The organism is Hydrogenovibrio sp. SC-1 (assembly GCF_002848135.1).
Lineage (GTDB): Bacteria > Pseudomonadota > Gammaproteobacteria > Thiomicrospirales > Thiomicrospiraceae > Hydrogenovibrio.
Genome location: NZ_PKGB01000002.1, coordinates 186,860 through 203,384 on the forward strand (window position 1 = coordinate 186,860; position 16,525 = coordinate 203,384).

The window sequence follows — 16,525 nt, forward strand, 5'->3', positions numbered from 1 at the left end:
TAAAAGCGTTGGGTACTTGTATTGGGTGTTATAAATTGTCTTCGTTAATGCTGTTTTGTTTCGCTATGTCAATTTTTTCGAATTCATTGAATAACTTTTCTTTCAAACTGATGAACTCATCGACAGAGCGATCACGTGGGTAGGTAAGGTTGACCTCCATCTCGCCGACAATTTCTCCAGGGTTTTGGCTCATAATGACAACCTTGTCTGCCATCGCAACCGCCTCATCAATGTCATGGGTTACCATAACCATGGTGATACCTTGGTTGTGGCAAATCTCGGCCACTTCATTTTGTAGCTGCGTCCGAGTGAATGCATCTAACGCAGAGAAGGGTTCATCTAGTAATAGAATTTCTGGCTCAGTGGCTAGTGAGCGTGCAAGCGCAACACGTTGTTGTTGTCCGCCCGATAATTGTTGGACATTCTTGTCTTTGTGTTCTGCCAGACCGACCATCTCCAATAATGTTTCAACCCGATCTTGTTTAGCTTTGTAGGTGCCAGAAAATACCAATCCTAGTGCCGCATTTTCACGGACAGTCATCCAAGGGTATAACGAAGGTTTTTGAAACATCATGTTCCATTTCGCACTGGGCTTAGTCACAGTGTGAGCATTGATACGAACCGCACCATCTGAAGGAATCAGTAATCCGGCAAGCATCTGCAATAGCGTTGATTTACCACAGCCGCTGCGGCCGATCAGAGCCGTTAATTGACCCTTTGGAATGGTGAGATTAATGTTTTTAAGAGTGGGTTTGGTTTGTTTCTTAAACGTATGGGATAAGTCTGAAATCCAAACACTAGAGGCTTTTGTTGTCATATTCAAATAGTCTTCAATTAGTTAAGTTTTGTTATGGTTATTAAAGCTTGTGAAGTGCCAATATTAAAAAAACTATTAATACAATGGGTTACGGTTTTTTTAGACAAAATTGAACCTAGAATAGTGACAAAAAATAACAATGTGTAACAAAATGTTGTATTTTGTAATGCTTTTGGTGCACCCAATAAAAAACCCGAAAAATTCGGGTTTTTGACGGTGAAGAGGATTGTGCTTAAAATTTAAGCTGTCCCCATATCCAAAGTTTTGAAGTATCTTTTAAGTGGGTATCTGCAGTATAGGAAGCATACTTAATACCGGCCATATAGGTTTTCGAAAACTTCTTGGCGACGAGCAGGTCATACTCACTTCCATATTGATCACCGCCTTTTTGGGCGCTAAATTGATGGTAGGTTCCAGCTAGTTTGAGGCCCATGGCTTTGCCCGAAACGGTTAGGTAGTTATCAACTAGGCCATTGGCGGGAGTGCCGCCAACCGGGCCAATAAACATATCTGCCCAACCGTTAAAGAGATGGACTGTGCCCAGAGGGGTTTGGAAAGAACTTGATCCATCACCTCCCAAGGCTTCTTGACCCAGCAAGAATTTAGCAAAGCTGGTCTGCAGTGCCACTTCGGCTCTGGTATAGTTTCCGCCAATATTCTTGCTGTCTGCATAGTCACTTTGAGAAGCGTACTCAACATGGTAATGTAGTTTTAGGCTATCAGATATCGCGCTCTTGCCCTGCAGTCGAGCTCCGATAGTTTGGCTATCTGTCTTGGCAGCTAAATCATAATCTAGAAAATAGCCGTATCCGGTGATGGTGCCGAAACTCATTGGATCTGATTTGAGCTGGATTGCATGAGAATTCATCTTGAGCTCAACCCCAACAGGGTTATTTACCTTAGAAATATAGGCATAATCCAAGTTTACACTTGAGATCATTTTTGATTTAGCTGACAGGCCTGTGTAGATTTGCTCTGTTTGACGCCAGCCGACATTTCCTAAAAAACGATTGTCGAAGATAACTCGTTGCTTACCGACTGTCACACTTGAACTATCAGTACTATAACGAAGAAGCGCTTGGTTGAGTTGCGTTAAAGATGGGTCGAGTATCACGGCCTTTGCGGAATCGCCGCCAGCATCTGGGCCAAGCGGAACGAGAAAGTCCTTTCTAGAGCCAATGGTTGCAGCATCCGACATTTCAACAAAGGCACTTAGGCCGTTGTAGCTGCCAGTTTTATAGCCGACTAATAGCCGTTCGGTTATTGCAGTCGCATCCTGTTTGCCTTCTTGTGTCACGCCTTCATAGCGAGCGCGAAGGTTGATAGAGGGTGTGCCGCTTGTAATTGCTTCAGCAAGGCCACTTGCATGGGCGATAGAAGCCTGGCCAAAACTGGTTAATGCCATGGTTGATGTGACTAAAATGGTTTGAATGTTGGTTAATAAAAGCTTTTTGTTCATCGTGTTGGTCTCCTTACCTGAGCTTTCACTATTGCATCGCTTATGCCACAACCAATATCATTAATAAAATCAATGAACTTATGGCTTTTTCGCGGGTTTCTATCAAAAATCGTTATGACAATAATCTGCAATTAGTGACAGAATGTTTTACTTTGTTTACAAAGTGAATGGCTGTGCGGTGATTGTGCGTTTACGGTACACTTTGCTTTAACACGATTAAACAGCAGAAGTTTTCAACAATGACGGAATCGATTCATCTTGCACCCATTTTATTAACGTTTGGCGGTCTGTTTTTAATTGGACTCGTGGCTGATTTGTTGGGGCGTCATACGCCTTTACCTAGGGTGACCTTATTGATCTTTACAGGGTTTTTGATTGGGCCGAGTACGTTAGATTTGTTGCCCGAATTTATCTATAACTGGTTTCCCCTGTTGACGGATATTGCACTGGCGATGATTGGCTTTTTGTTGGGGCAAAATTTAACCCGTGAAAAATTGACGACAATGGGACGGCCAATTATTGGGATTTCGATCAGTGTGATGATTGCAACCGCTATTTTGATGTTCGTTGGGTTGTGGATATTGGGCGTGCCTGTGGAAATGGCATTGGTATTGGCGGGGATTGCCCCCGCTACGGCGCCGGCTCCTGTAATTGATGTCACTCGGGAGATAGATGCGAAGGGGCCTTTTACGGATACCTTATTGGGTGTCGTGGCGATTGATGATGCTTGGGGTATGCTGTTGTTTAGTTGTTTGTTGGTAGCGGCGACAATTGTTGGCGGTAATGGCCATAGTTTAGATGCCTTGAATGATGGACTCTGGGAGGTGTTTGGCGCCTTATTGTTAGGCGGCGTGATAGGGTTTCCAATGGCCTATTTAAACAGTCATTTATATCCCGGAAAATCTTCTCAAGCTGAGGTATTGGGCTTGGTGTTATTGTGCGCAGGTCTGGCAGAAATCTTGGGTGTTTCTTATATTCTATCGGCGATGATGATGGGGACGGTGGTGGCAAATTTTTCGAGCCATCATCAACATCGACCCTTTGAGGAATTGGAAATGTTTGAGTGGCCATTGTTGATACTATTTTTTTTATTGGCCGGTGCTTCTTTGAATCTATCTGCTTTATCTACGATAGGCTTTATGGGAGTAGGTTATGTGGTTTTTCGAGTCTTGGGACGGATCGTTGGTTCTTATCTCGGAGCCAAGTGGGCCAAATGTGATCAAAAGCAATACGGGTGGATGGGCTTTGCGATGCTTCCCCATGCTGGGGTACCTATTGGAATGGCGTTGTTAGCTATTCAGCAGTTTCCGCATTTAAAAGAACCCATTTTAGCGGTGATTTTAAGCGCTACGGTTGTGTTTGAATTGGTGGGCCCAATTGCCACGCGTTGGTTGTTAGTCAAGTCGGGAGAATCTACAAGACAAGCCGAATTTGATTTTGATTCAAGGCCCTAAAATTTATAAAAAATATTGCCAGTAGAGTGTCGCGAAAAGGGTAATTAATGCGATGCCCAAGAAGTTAAAAACAATTCCATAACGCGCCATGAGTTTCACTGTAACTACACCACTACTCATCGCAATGGCATTGGGTGGGGTAGCGATGGGAAGCATAAAAGCATAGCTAGCACAAATGGTGGCGACCATCATAAATATTCGGCTGTCGAGACCACTTTGTTCGGTGACGGCATAGACCACCGGTAATACCATTGAGATCAGTGCAGTATTGCTGGTAATTTCGGTGGAAAAAGTCACCATTGAAGCGATTAAGATCATTAGTAATAAGGGTGGCAGGTGAGTGATGGCTTGGAGCCATTCGGCAAGCTGGGTCGCTAATCCTGTATCGGTAAAGGCATTGGCAATGGCAAACCCCGCACCAAAAAGAAAAATGATTTCATAAGGAATTTTCCGCGCATCTTCCCAGGTTAAGATATTGAAGGGGGGCAAAAACATCAAGAGTCCAAACCCTAATAAAATCCCTTTTTCATTGAGTCCTAAACCAGAATAGTAGGGTTGAATCGGTGAGTTCAGCAGCAGTAGCGTCACCATGGATAGGAGTGCAAGGGTGACTTTTTTCTGTGATGGGCTAAGGCCTGGCGGATGCTGTTTCGATTCAATTTCTCCTTTATCTACACCCAAAGAAAGCACCCAGCCGACGACGACAAACATCATTATCGCTAAGGGCAATACCAATCCTATCCATTGGACAAAAGGAATGGCTGGCAGTTGGTGCTCTTCAAACAGTCCAAATAAAATTAAGTTAGGTGGGGTGCCAATGGGGGTAATAATGCCGCCAATGCTGGCACCATAAGCAATCGCTAACGCAAAGCGTATTTTAAGTTGAAGGTTATCGGATAGAAATATTGCTAATGGAATCAGTAATAAGGTAGTGGTGGTATTTGATAAAAAAGCGCTAAGGGTGCCTGAAGTAATCGCCAAAGCGTAAATCATGCCGCGGGGTGTGCTGGGAAAGATGGTGAGCATCTTATTGGAAATTACTTGATGTAAGTGCGTTTTTTCAACTGCGATGGCCAGCATAAACCCTCCTAAGAATAGGAAGATAATGGATTTGGCATAATTCGGTGCAACGCTATTGGTATCGGCGACCCCGAACATGGGAAACAAGACAATGGGTAGTAAAGCCACCCAACCTAAAGGCAAGGTTTCATTGCTCCACAAAATCACCATAAAGATGACTAATCCTAAGAGCGCAGCCTGTTGGACAGTAATAATGAGGGTCAATGAGCTGAAGATAATTGCCCCCACCAATAGGGCTATTAGAAGCTCTTTGGTGGTTTGTTTGGTATCTGACATGATCACTCCTCAACAGCATGATAATAACAAGATTATAAATGGGTAATGGCTGATTGTGATTGTTTTTATATTCTTGATAACTTCCCAACTGCATCGTGGTATGGCTCTATAATATAAGTCAGTTATCTTGGAGATTTCTATGTCAACACACTTTCCGATCGATTCGATTTTATCTGGTTGTCAGCAATGTCAGTCCCCTTTAGGCTTTGAATTTTCGTTTGCCTATCAGCCAATTGTCGATATTGCCGATAAGACCATTTGGGGATATGAAGCCTTGGTTTGGGGGTCGAACAATGAAAGCGCTGGGTCGATTTTAGAAAAAGTGAATGATGATAACCGATATGCATTTGATCAGGCTTGCCGAACTACAGCGATTATTCTTGCCAGTCATTTAGGATTGGATAAAATGCTCAGTATTAATTTTTTACCCAATGCGGTTTATGAGCCGAAACACTGTATTCAGAGTACGCTAAGAGCGGCCAAACAGAGCGGTTTTCCTATTGAAAACATCATGTTTGAAATTACTGAGTCAGAAGCTGTTGTGGATAGACAACATTTAGCCAATATTATTGAACATTATCAATCTCAAGGATTTACAACTGGGTTAGATGACTTTGGTGCAGGGCATGCAGGCCTCAATATGTTGGCCAGCTTTGTACCCAATATTTTAAAAATAGATATTGAATTGGTTCGGGATATTGATCAAATTTCGGTAAAGCAAATTATTGTCCGAAATTTGGTGACGATGTGTCAGCAATTAGGTATACGCGTATTGGCTGAAGGGGTTGAAAGAAAAGAGGAAGTAGACTTTTTTGAAGGCCTGCAAGTGACCTTAATGCAAGGGTATTATTTTGCTAAGCCCGGCTTTGAGAGTTTACCCAAAGTCGATTTTGACTGATTCCAGTCAAAACCAATTGAAACTCGGTTAAAAACAACCAGGCTTGGTCGTTTTACCCCTTTTTTAACCCATGCCACCAAACACTAAACCAACGTAGGTGGTTAATATCATCGCTAAAAATCCCCAAGTGGCCATTCTCAATGCGCCTTTCATCATATTGGCACCCCCGGTTTTAGCGGCAATGGCACCTAAGACGGCCAGTAACAGTAAAGAACTGGAGGCAATAATGATGCCTAAGTTTTCCATCGGTAAGATAACAACCAATAATACAGGCACTGCGGCACCAGAAACGAAAGCGGCTGCCGACGCCATTGCCGCCTGAAGCGGGCGGGCACTGTGAATTTCAGATAGACCTAATTCATCTTTGGCATGGGCACCAAGCGCATCATGTTCCATTAATTCCGTTGCAACTTGATTGGCCGTCGCTTCGCTAACCCCTCTTTGCTGATAAATCAGTGCCAGCTCAGCGTGTTCGACATCCCAATTTTCTTCAAGTGCAATCCTTTCTTTTTCAAGATCCGCTTTTTCAGTATCAGATTGCGAACTCACAGAGACATATTCTCCTGCCGCCATTGACAGAGCGCCAGCCACCAAAGCCGCAACCGCTACCACTAAAATAGCTTCTTTGTCTGCGCCAGAAGCGATAACCCCAACCAGTAAACTGACGACGGAGATAATGCCGTCATTTGCTCCCAATACCGCTGCGCGTAACCAGCCAATACGGTGGCTATAGTGTTCTTCTGCCATGTGATTATCAAGCATTTCATCTGTGTAGTGTGACATGACTCGTTTTGGTTCCCTATTGATATGAGGATCTATTTTAACGACTTTTAAGCATGCTTTACATTGTAAAAAGTGAGGTTTTGCTTTTTTACTGGATTATTTCACTGGCTTAGCTGGAATCACCCAACTATGGCTCATCCATCGCCAATGACCTCTTGGCATCTGCTGGGTACAAGCATAGCGATTTCGCGGTGGAGCAAGCGGTTGGTTGCTTTGCATTTGTAGTTGAGTGTCACTGATCCAATTAAGGTCTAGCGGAGTGCCAGCTTGGTCAAAGCACTGAATAGGAATAGAGGGGGCTTGTTTAAAAGTGACTGTGAGAGTGGGTGGGTTGTGCTTAATCACCGGATCAAATGGGATGATTTTCTCAACAGGAAGCGGGTGTGTATTCACTTTTAATTTAAAACTTTCAAGGTCACCATGTCGTTCATTGATTGGGAAACGCATGAGCGCTCTGAGATCGGAATCATAGCCAACCGCACCTGAATTTTGCGCAATGCCAATATAACCCATTTCTTTAATCAAATTGGCGAGTGGTTCGGAATAGTCGCCAAAAGGGTAGGAGAAGAGTTTGATGCCAGCTGAGGCTTCACCCAATTCAGATTCCAGTCGTTTTTGTGCGTGGTTTAGATCTTTGATAACGCGCTGACGCCAGTCGGAAACCGATTCGTTTTCAGCTTGTATCATCGAATTGTGATGGCGTGAATGGTTGGCAAATTCGGCACCAAACTGTTGCATTTCCCGCATTTGATCCCATGTCATATTGGATTGATAGTGTCGATCAATTTGATCAGTACTCACAAATACGGTGAAGGGCCATCTGCGTGCTTTAAAACGAGGAAAGGCTTCTGTATAGACGCTCTTCCAAGCATCGTCTATGGTAATGACCACGGTGTTTTCTGGAATGGGGGTTTTCTCAAATATGGCTTTGACTAGCTTAGACAATGGCCAGACGGTAAAGCTTTCGTCTTCAAGGTATTGTAGTTGGGCATCCAGCTGTGCCAAACGTACGCTGGTGCTGGGTAAATGGTCTTCACCAAAGTGGTGATACATTAAAATCACGGCGTGAGACTCGGTTGGCTTCGCTTGTGAAGAGCTGCTGTCTGAAAAAGATAGCAGGAGCAGGACAAGGATTAGCACTATTGAGAAAAGGCCAAGCCAGTGGTAGCGGTTTGATAACTGATGGCGTATTACGGGCATATTTGCGTTACCTTGTTGAATGCAAAAGCTTGATGGTGAAGCAAAAACGTGAAGATAGGGTAACCGAGATTGCGAGAAAAAAATAGCCAGGCCTGGGGATTTTTGGTGTAATGAGCGCACTCTAAACAACAGGTGTGACCTAACTCGAATGGAACAACCCTTTTTAATATCGGTGTCAGAAGCCGAAGAGCAGATTTTGGCAGGTCATGTTATTGCTTACCCGACTGAAGCTGTGTATGGCTTGGGCTGTGATCCGTTTAATAAAGTGGCTTTTGACCGATTGTTGCAGCTGAAAAATCGGTCCCTAGAAAAGGGGGTGATTTTAATTGCAGCTTCTGTTGCGCAATTAGAAGAGTTAGTTGAAATTCAGAATCAGCCTTGGACTCAGGCGGTGCTTGAGAGTTGGCAAGACGCGAATCAGCCGATGACTTGGGTTTTACCATCACGGCCAAGGGTTCCAACTTGGTTAACCGGTGGACGATCCACATTGGCTGTGAGAGTCACCCATCACCGTGTTGCAAAAGCGCTATGTGAACAGTTTAAAAAGCCGCTGGTGTCCACCAGTGCCAATATCAGTGGTGAAATGCCCATTCGTAGTGCCGCTGATTGTGAAAAAGCTTTTCCTGGCTTAGCTATTGTTAAAGGCGACTTAATGGGTCAAGCGCAACCTTCACAAATTTGGGATGCTGAAACCATGACTCGGCTAAGATAAATTTCTAGGCGCTAAGCATTTTGTTTTATCAAAAATGGTAGTTTAAGCCGATAGCAGTGTGAATAAATGGGGTTTGTAGTGAGTTGTCAGCCATTTGCGCAACTTCACCATATACTGACAAGCCTGGTTCAAACACGACTGTCTCAATACCAATAGCTCCAACAGCGATAGTCGAGCCTTCTCGAATGGTTGGAGAGCCAAGTATATCCCCTTGTTCATAGATATTCGTGAGGATGGTATTGAGAGAAACAGTCATATAGGGTTGTGCAAGCAGATTCCAATCACTAAAAGGTTTGAGCTGTACACCAAAGCCATACCCTGCTACGGTAAAAGTATCATTTGTGTTGGTAGAGTTGGTATAACTATGCTGGCCTAAAGATTGGGCTGCCAGTTCTACACTCAGATATGGGTTAAATTTGAGTCCGAGTTTAATTTGTTCACCAATTTGGCTACTAGGGGTTTTCGTTTTTAACGACTTAACGGCACCCACACCAATATAAGGTTGCGCCTCAGCAAAAGTATTCACTGAAATGCCAATTAAAATCATGGCATGAAGAAATCTGTGGTAAATCGTACTCATGTTTATTCCCAATATCTAAGCATTCTAAATAAAATCTAGCGCAGAATTATATAGAAATACAGCATTATTAGCTGGCTTTTTTGGATTTTTGATAAAGCGGCATTACCTTTTTTGCGTAGCGTGTTAAGTCCTTAATGCGTGAATCGTGTGCAGGGTGGGTGCTTAAAAATTCTGGGGGTGCATCTTTTGATATTTTCGCCATTTTTTTCCAAACAGAAACGGCATCATAAGGGTTATAACCTCCCCTTGCTGCCAGTTCGACGCCCATTCGATCCGCTTCAATTTCATGAGTTCGACTATTCGGTAAAATAAAGGTCGCTTGCATGACCATACTGGTGGCATCCATTGCCAAGCCTTCCATACCGGTTAAGATGCTTAAAGCTGTTAATCCTGCTTGACCTAACATGGCTTGAGAAGCACGCTCTCGGCCATGTTCACGTAAAGCGTGGGCAATTTCATGTCCCATAATGGCAGCCATTTCGCCATCAGTTAAATTGAGCTTCTGAATGATGCCTGTATAGAAGGCAATTTTACCGCCTGGCATACACCAGGCATTGAGTTGGTCGGAGGTAATTAAATTAACTTCCCATTGCCAGTTTAAAGCGTCTTTTCTATAAATTTGAGTCTGTGGTATTAATCGATCAGCAATGGTTTTAAGCCGCTTAACCGTTTTGGGGTCGGTATTAAGCGCATTTTTCTGCTTGGCTTCGGTTAAGACTTGCTGGTACGCTTTAACTGCTCCTTGTGTCATCTGCTTTTCGGAGACCAGTAACATTTGTTGGCGATCAACGCCGACGGTCCCTTTTTTGGTCGTCGCACTGCTACAACCAATCAATGTGACGACTGACAGCGAAACAATAACAGTAAGACCCCATCTAGGGATCCACTTTTTGAGATAAGACATCTTAATGGGTTCCTAACCAATAAATGAATGGCTATTTTAAAGAATATCGTGCAAGTTTTCTATTAAAATGGCGGCTCTTGAATGAGAACTCTTAAGGAAATGTTATGACAACCGATGCGACCTCTCCAATTGATATTGAAGCCGTTAAAAACTATTTGTTAAGCTTGCAAGATGATATTTGTGCTCAACTTGCCGAGGAAGATGGCTCAACAGACTTTATTGTGGATGAATGGCAAAGAGAGCCTGATACAGGCGCAATGGGATTAAGTGGTGGGGGGCGTAGTCGCGTATTGGAAGGCGGTGATGTGATCGAAAAAGGCGGGGTCAACTTTTCACATGTCTTTGGTAAAACTTTACCTGCTTCTGCAACGGCTCATCGCCCTGAACTGGCTGGCAGATCCTTTCAAGCACTTGGTGTTTCGTTAGTGATTCATCCACGAAATCCTTATGTGCCAACATCCCATGCCAATGTGCGTTTATTTGTGGCGGAAAAACCTGGAGAAGATCCCGTCTGGTGGTTTGGTGGTGGTTTTGATTTAACGCCCTTTTATCCTTTTGAACAAGATGTGGTGCATTGGCATTTACAATCTAAAGAAGCCTGCGATCCATTTGGTGAAGAGATTTATCCAAAATATAAAGAATGGTGCGATGAATACTTTTATTTAAAACATCGTGATGAAACTCGAGGCGTGGGTGGGTTGTTTTATGATGACTTGAATGAAAGTACCTTTGGTTGGGATTTTGACACCTGTTTTGCTTTCATGCAATCAGTTGGAAATCACTATATCACGGCCTACAGGCCGATTGTTGCCCGTCGAAAAGTCCTGCAATATGGTGAGCGTCAGAGAGATTTTCAACTTTATCGTCGTGGCCGTTATGCTGAATTCAATTTGGCCTTTGATCGCGGCACCATTTTTGGATTGCAAACAGGGGGGCGAACCGAATCTATTTTAATGTCGATGCCCCCGATAGCCACATGGAAATATGACTATCACCCAGAGCCTGGTTCAGAAGAGGCACAGTTGTATGAGTATCTATCCCCTAAAAACTGGTTGAATCAATAAGTATCCTTAAGGTTGACTGTGGACACGATTCGGGTCGATAAATGGCTATGGGCCGCGCGGTTTTTTAAAACCCGTGGCATAGCTTTAGCTGCGATTAAAGGCGGAAAAATTGAACTCAATGGTTCCAAGCCAAAACCTAGTAAAACGGTCTCCGTCGGAGATCATCTCAAAATTACTCAGCCCCATCGAAAGGTTGAAGTTACCGTTTTGCAAATTACAGACAAACGTGGCTCAGCCGAAATGGCTGCGCTTCTCTATCAGCTAGATGACGAGTGTTTGAATCAAAAAACTTTATCAGCGGGTCTTGCTCTATCTGGATTTCGAGAAAAAGGTAAAGGCCGTCCAACCAAACGCGATCGCCGAAAAATCGAGCAACTCTACGATACCGTATCAGATCAATCCCATTCATAAATCTAATCAAGCGTTAAAAATAAATTAATTATCCCAATAGTAACAGTGGGTATAGAATTGTAGATAACAAAACTGTGTAAGAGGTGTGTTGTAATGAAATTTTATAAATTTTTTGGGGTGTTATTTACTGTTCTGGCTTTAACAGCATGTAGTGGTGGTGGAGAGGATGATTCATCGAATGACTATAATGATTCAAACAACGACTACAATGACTCAAATAATGATTCAAACAACGACTCCAATATTCCGACGGCTTCTTCTACGCCGAAGTTTAACTTAACTGGGGCCGTTGCACTGGTTGCTAATGATGAGGTGGTGAAGAAAACCACATCTTCTGCCAGAAGTAGTCGAGATGGTTCGCCTTTATTTACCTATGAAATTTATCGCGATGCGGATAAGAAGACTCGAGGGACTCGTGCAACGACCGAGACCGAAGGCGCTACTAACCTTTGGGCAATTGATGCAAATGGGAATGCTAAGCCAGCTTTGGATACCAATTACCCAGTAAAAGTCATGTATTCGGCAGTCAATCCAGCTGGTGATAAAGTGTACTTGGCTCTGGATAACGGTTGGTTTGGTTCAGATGGTAACGATTACCAAACATTTATTGCCAGAAATAATTGTGCACTTTATGAAGTTACGCCTGCAGATAATGAATTTAAATGCGCCGTTGAAGGCGTCTTCTTACAAAATTATGATGATAACTACTATAAGCGTGTTAGCAGCAACCAAAAGCCGATTCAATTTGATAAAGATGGGAATGTTTATTTCTTAGGTACCAGCTTTAATGTGCAAAAAAATGGCGGTTATTGTTTTGGGGAGGACTTTAATGCTTTAACCGGAGATGCTCAAGTATATGATGCACAGGGACAAGCGACAGGTTGTACCGCTGAAGCCACCGCAGCTGGATTTGAATTTTATGAAGATGTTTGGATTGACAGTACATCTTGGAATCCTACTTTGTATAAATATAATCCGACCACGGCGAAGTCTGAAGCCATGACTCAAGATAATGAAGGCGTTCAGTATTTTTCAACGCTCACTAGTGGTGACATCGTTATTCAAGGTTGGAATGACAGTACTCAAAAGCAAACTTTTGCAGTACTGAATACGTTAGGATCTCGAATTAATTTATTAGAGAGTGATTGGGGATTAGAATTTTTTACGACGGATTCAGAATCGACCGTGGTTTTTTCAGATTGGACTAGTACGGCTGGATTAAGAATGGTGAAACCAGTCAGTCCAGGGGTGCATAAGACCATTCTGGGCCTTGATAAATTTGCAGTGAATAATTCGGGTTCTTATCAAAACCCAACACCAAGACGGGTGATCTTAGCTGATGATGGTAAGTTATATGGCGTTTTTGAATCTTGGTCGAGTTATCAAGACAAAAGTGATAATTGGGTTAGTCAAACGACCTTAACCGTTTATCAGGTATTACCTTACGACCCTGTACCAAAAGCGCAGCTTAATTTGGGAACCAGTGATTGGTGGAGTTTTATGGAAGGTACACCATTCCAAATATCAAAAGGCTTCTTATTTTACCGTCAGAAAGAAAGCAATATTGCAATAGGAGGGGTGTCACTAGGGTCAGCAGATACGATTGTGATGGTCAATCTACAAACGCGTAAAAAGAAAGTGATGTTAATGCCACAGACGGCAACTGATGGTCGCTATGAAATATTTAGCTGGCGCTTGTCTGGAACAGAACTCTATTTTTCCGCATTAAATAATACCGTCAATAAAGTGGTAACCGGTAAAATCGATACACTAAAAGTACGGGTTGATGCTACTGAATCCACTTACTTAACTGTTAATGAAACGGCTTCTGCCATTGGCGCAACGGCAAAAATTCAAGATATTGCTGTTCTCAAAGCAACCCGACCTGAAAATGATCCAGGTGGTTCTCCTAAAGCGGAATTTTTTGCGAGTAGTGAAAATCCAAATTCCGTTACGATTGAATTTACCAAATATATGAATAACCAATCGGTATTGGATAATTTAACTTTTAAAAATACTACGGATAGCAAAGATATTGCTTATTTACCGTTATGGATTAATAAAACGTTACATTTGATACCTGATAGTGATGGTCTAGCTAATTCAACGGGTGCAGGTATGGAAAATAGTAAAACCTATCAGGTGAGTCTAGGAACCGGTATTAATGACTATTATTCAGTACCAATTGATCAGACCACTTTGTCAAAAACTCTTACCACGGCACCCAATAAAGGGTGGTATCTTGGTGATACAGATGCAACTGTAGTAGCGCTTTCCGATAAAAAAGTGGCTAAGTTTGTTGGAAGAGATAATCCCAATACGTGGGGTTATCAGTATTATAAAATTGCGGATAATCTGCCAGCGCATTTTGAACTTAAATTCAGTGCTAAAAACTTGAATTACAGTTTAGGAACCATAGCCGTGCACGAGTCTACTGCCAGTGATCGTTGGAATGGGCTGGTTTTGGAGAACTTCATTGACAGTTGGAGTAGCTGGCTGGATTATAAAGATGTAAGCAACAATGGTCAGTGGGATAGTTATGATTCTAATGGTCAAGTAGTGCCTTATGCCAGTGGGAACTGGGCAAATTATCGGTTTAGAATTATTGGAAATACGTATCAGTTTTCAGTTTCTACCGATGGTAGCAACTATACTGAGATTCATAAATTAACGAATGTTAAAGCACCCACCAATGCAGAATTGTATATAGCAGTCAATGAGAAACTCTATCTTGATAACCTTCAATTAACCACTTTAAATTCAGATGGTAGTGTAGGCACATCAGCGGGCGATTTAATTAATGAAAAATTTGAATCAACCTTACCAACGGCTTCACCAAAACTCGATGCTAAATCGGCAGATAAGGTCGCAAATTAATAAAAGTTAGGGAAGGGGGCGTTAGCCTCCTTTTGATGGGGAGTAATTAAATGAATCTGTTGAAGGTTACCGCCTGTGTGAGCGTATTTTCACTATCACTTTTCTCGTCAGGAGTCTTTGCTAATACCGCCTTAGCTGAGAATGGTTTTAGTTTTCTTACGGCTGGGTTTGAAACCTTTCAATATGAAGAAAAGGTCTCGCTCGCAGACGTCAACACTAAAGTAACGGTGACTAACCCAGTATTAATGACAGGAGGATTGTTTGAAGTCACCCCTCAGTGGGATTTTTCAATTCGAGCAGAATCGTCATTATTTCCGGGTAATAGTCAGGAAAGTTGGCAGGTCAATAGTGGTGCTTCGGTGGGATCTTTAACCAGTGCTAATAACCCGATTCAGACCAATCAATTTACCATGACCAATTCCAGTACTCAGTTACTGAGCCAGTATAAATTAACGCCACAAATTCGACTGTTACTGGGCGGACAGTATGCCCTTTTCACTTTTAAACGCTATCAGTTTGCAACCGATTATCCAAATACCATTTCGATTACAAATGGTGTGGTTGAGGAATCAACGGGGAGTTTAGATTTGAACATCGGTGCTGCGTTTGAGTCTGATACCAGTGTTCAGTCCAATTATCGGCTTTTTGGTAGCATAACGATTGATAAGCCTATTTATAGAAAGTTGGTTAACTCCAATGCACCTGATGTAACCTTTAATTCAACGGATGGTTATGGTTTAACAGCGCTTGGTGGCGCTTCTTATCAATTAACCAAACAAGTACATATTGGTGTTACTATGATGGTTGGGTACCGACAAACGGGTAAAGAAATCAAAGTGAATCCAGCGACGGACTTACAAATCGAAATTCCTGAAAACACCATATTTCAAACTAAATATGGCTTGTCTTTTATTTATAAGTTTTGATACTTCCATCCCATATATTTGTGCGTCGGTTCTGATTTAATTCTATCGTCACCACAAGGAATTTTGAGTGAAAACGTACCTTGTTTTATATGACGCTCAAAAAAAAGCGCTTTTTGACAGCGATATTAAGCCGCTTTTAGCAGAGTCAGACTGTCACTTTTGGGCTTATGAAGGTCAGTCGTTAGATGGCTTATCAGGAAATCAAAAAGTTCTGCTATGGCTAGGGGATGCCAGTATCAAAGTACTCTTGCCGATAGCTGTTGAGCAGGCTTGGCAAATTGGTGTCATTCCACATCCAGAGATGAATCGTTCATTCAAGTTGTTTAGAGGGCTTGGAACAGCCGAAGATACAATTTCTGCTATTCTTGACAACCCTGAGCCCATCGGTATGGACTTAATGGTTTGTAATCAGCAGTGTGTATTAGGTTCGGTGATGATTGGTAATCCTGAGGTGATGATGCCCGCTGCTTTAATGGATGAAAATTGGTGGTGCAAAATAAAGAACTTTTTTGTGCTATTGATGAGTTTTCGGAAAACAACACTGGTTTCTTACCAGATGACAACCGAAAAAGAGGCGCAAGTGAACACGGCAGCTTTAAGTATGTCATTGGTGTATCGGCCTAGTAACAGTGAATTTACCAAAAGGACGATTGGTGAAACCGAAAAGGATGAAGCGACACTGAATGCAGTCATTTTTTCGCCAAGAAGTATCGTCGAGAGTTTGCACTTCCTATGGACAAAATTCTTGCCTAAACAGGTCAAAACACAGGAGCGTTTACCGCATTATCTAGGCCATATCAAAACAACGAGTCTAACGGTTAAAAGCGATTCAGGCCTACTCAATATTAGTATTGATGGTGAAGCATCGAAGGAGGCGGTTTTAACGGTTAATATTAAGGCTGATGCGTTACAAACCCTGGGTCTGACGTTACCTGAAAAATTGCCCGTGTCTGAACAGAAGGAAACGGTGCGGGTTGCTAATTTACCGAAAGGTCAAGTGGTTAAGGAATTGGTTAATCGTCCACTCAGTTGGATTCATCATTCGGATCCAGAAGAGGTTAAAGAAACCTTTATTGCCATACAT

General features: G+C 42.6%; 14 protein-coding genes and 1 pseudogene. 8 read left to right on the forward strand and 7 right to left on the reverse strand.

The genetic code is table 11. The features are described from left to right. Window positions 1-28: 28 nt before the first annotated feature. Window positions 29-817 (reverse strand): ABC transporter ATP-binding protein, encoded by a 789-nt coding sequence (locus CYQ88_RS02015; RefSeq protein ID WP_101839672.1) that lies wholly within the window; start codon window positions 815-817, stop codon window positions 29-31. A gap of 232 nt (window positions 818-1,049) precedes the next feature. Next, on the reverse strand, window positions 1,050-2,276 hold the full coding sequence (locus CYQ88_RS02020) for a hypothetical protein (protein WP_101839673.1): 1,227 nt from the start codon (window positions 2,274-2,276) through the stop codon (window positions 1,050-1,052). Window positions 2,277-2,515: 239 nt separating this feature from the next. On the opposite strand from CYQ88_RS02020, the gene CYQ88_RS02025 reads away from it, so the two are divergent. Then, complete coding sequence (locus tag CYQ88_RS02025; RefSeq protein WP_101839674.1) at window positions 2,516-3,730, forward strand: cation:proton antiporter; 1,215 nt, start codon at window positions 2,516-2,518, stop codon at window positions 3,728-3,730. 3 nt (window positions 3,731-3,733) lie between these two features. Here the strand turns inward: CYQ88_RS02025 and CYQ88_RS02030 are convergent, their stop codons facing one another. Then, window positions 3,734-5,086 carry a DASS family sodium-coupled anion symporter gene (locus CYQ88_RS02030; protein ID WP_101839675.1) on the reverse strand — a complete coding sequence of 451 codons (1,353 nt, stop codon included), beginning with the start codon at window positions 5,084-5,086 and terminating at the stop codon, window positions 3,734-3,736. A 139-nt stretch (window positions 5,087-5,225) separates the two neighbouring features. Here CYQ88_RS02030 and CYQ88_RS02035 point away from each other — a divergent pair, with 139 nt between their 5' ends. Beyond that, on the forward strand, window positions 5,226-5,984 hold the full coding sequence (locus CYQ88_RS02035) for an EAL domain-containing protein (RefSeq protein WP_101839676.1): 759 nt from the start codon (window positions 5,226-5,228) through the stop codon (window positions 5,982-5,984). Between the two features lie 63 nt (window positions 5,985-6,047). Here CYQ88_RS02035 and CYQ88_RS02040 read toward each other — a convergent pair whose 3' ends face one another. Further along, window positions 6,048-6,767 (reverse strand): VIT family protein, encoded by a 720-nt coding sequence (locus CYQ88_RS02040; protein ID WP_101839677.1) that lies wholly within the window; start codon window positions 6,765-6,767, stop codon window positions 6,048-6,050. Window positions 6,768-6,863: 96 nt separating this feature from the next. Further along, the gene (locus tag CYQ88_RS02045; protein ID WP_101839678.1) at window positions 6,864-7,967 is read right to left on the reverse strand and encodes a polysaccharide deacetylase family protein; all 1,104 of its coding nucleotides are present in this window, start codon (window positions 7,965-7,967) and stop codon (window positions 6,864-6,866) included. Between the two features lie 148 nt (window positions 7,968-8,115). Between CYQ88_RS02045 and CYQ88_RS02050 the strand changes: the two genes are divergently transcribed. Next, window positions 8,116-8,679 carry an L-threonylcarbamoyladenylate synthase gene (locus CYQ88_RS02050; RefSeq protein WP_101839679.1) on the forward strand — a complete coding sequence of 188 codons (564 nt, stop codon included), beginning with the start codon at window positions 8,116-8,118 and terminating at the stop codon, window positions 8,677-8,679. Between the two features lie 28 nt (window positions 8,680-8,707). Here CYQ88_RS02050 and CYQ88_RS02055 read toward each other — a convergent pair whose 3' ends face one another. Together CYQ88_RS02055 and CYQ88_RS02060 are read right to left on the reverse strand one after the other, a co-directional pair. Continuing rightward, complete coding sequence (locus CYQ88_RS02055) at window positions 8,708-9,259, reverse strand: outer membrane beta-barrel protein (protein ID WP_101839680.1); 552 nt, start codon at window positions 9,257-9,259, stop codon at window positions 8,708-8,710. A 67-nt stretch (window positions 9,260-9,326) separates the two neighbouring features. Next, entirely contained in the window at window positions 9,327-10,163 is an 837-nt protein-coding gene (locus tag CYQ88_RS02060) for a M48 family metallopeptidase (RefSeq protein WP_101839681.1), read from the reverse strand. 104 nt (window positions 10,164-10,267) lie between these two features. On the opposite strand from CYQ88_RS02060, the gene hemF reads away from it, so the two are divergent. The 5 genes and pseudogenes from hemF to CYQ88_RS02085 form a co-directional block, all read left to right on the forward strand. Continuing rightward, window positions 10,268-11,227 carry an oxygen-dependent coproporphyrinogen oxidase gene (hemF, locus tag CYQ88_RS02065; RefSeq protein WP_101839682.1) on the forward strand — a complete coding sequence of 320 codons (960 nt, stop codon included), beginning with the start codon at window positions 10,268-10,270 and terminating at the stop codon, window positions 11,225-11,227. 18 nt (window positions 11,228-11,245) lie between these two features. Beyond that, window positions 11,246-11,638 (forward strand): RNA-binding S4 domain-containing protein, encoded by a 393-nt coding sequence (locus tag CYQ88_RS02070; protein WP_101839683.1) that lies wholly within the window; start codon window positions 11,246-11,248, stop codon window positions 11,636-11,638. Between the two features lie 93 nt (window positions 11,639-11,731). Beyond that, complete coding sequence (locus CYQ88_RS02075; protein WP_101839684.1) at window positions 11,732-14,515, forward strand: hypothetical protein; 2,784 nt, start codon at window positions 11,732-11,734, stop codon at window positions 14,513-14,515. 50 nt (window positions 14,516-14,565) lie between these two features. Beyond that, a complete protein-coding gene (locus CYQ88_RS02080) occupies window positions 14,566-15,441 on the forward strand; it encodes a hypothetical protein (RefSeq protein WP_101839685.1) in 876 nt (291 codons plus the stop codon). A gap of 67 nt (window positions 15,442-15,508) precedes the next feature. Then, a pseudogene (locus CYQ88_RS02085) lies at window positions 15,509-16,525 on the forward strand (DUF389 domain-containing protein); the annotation flags it as partial.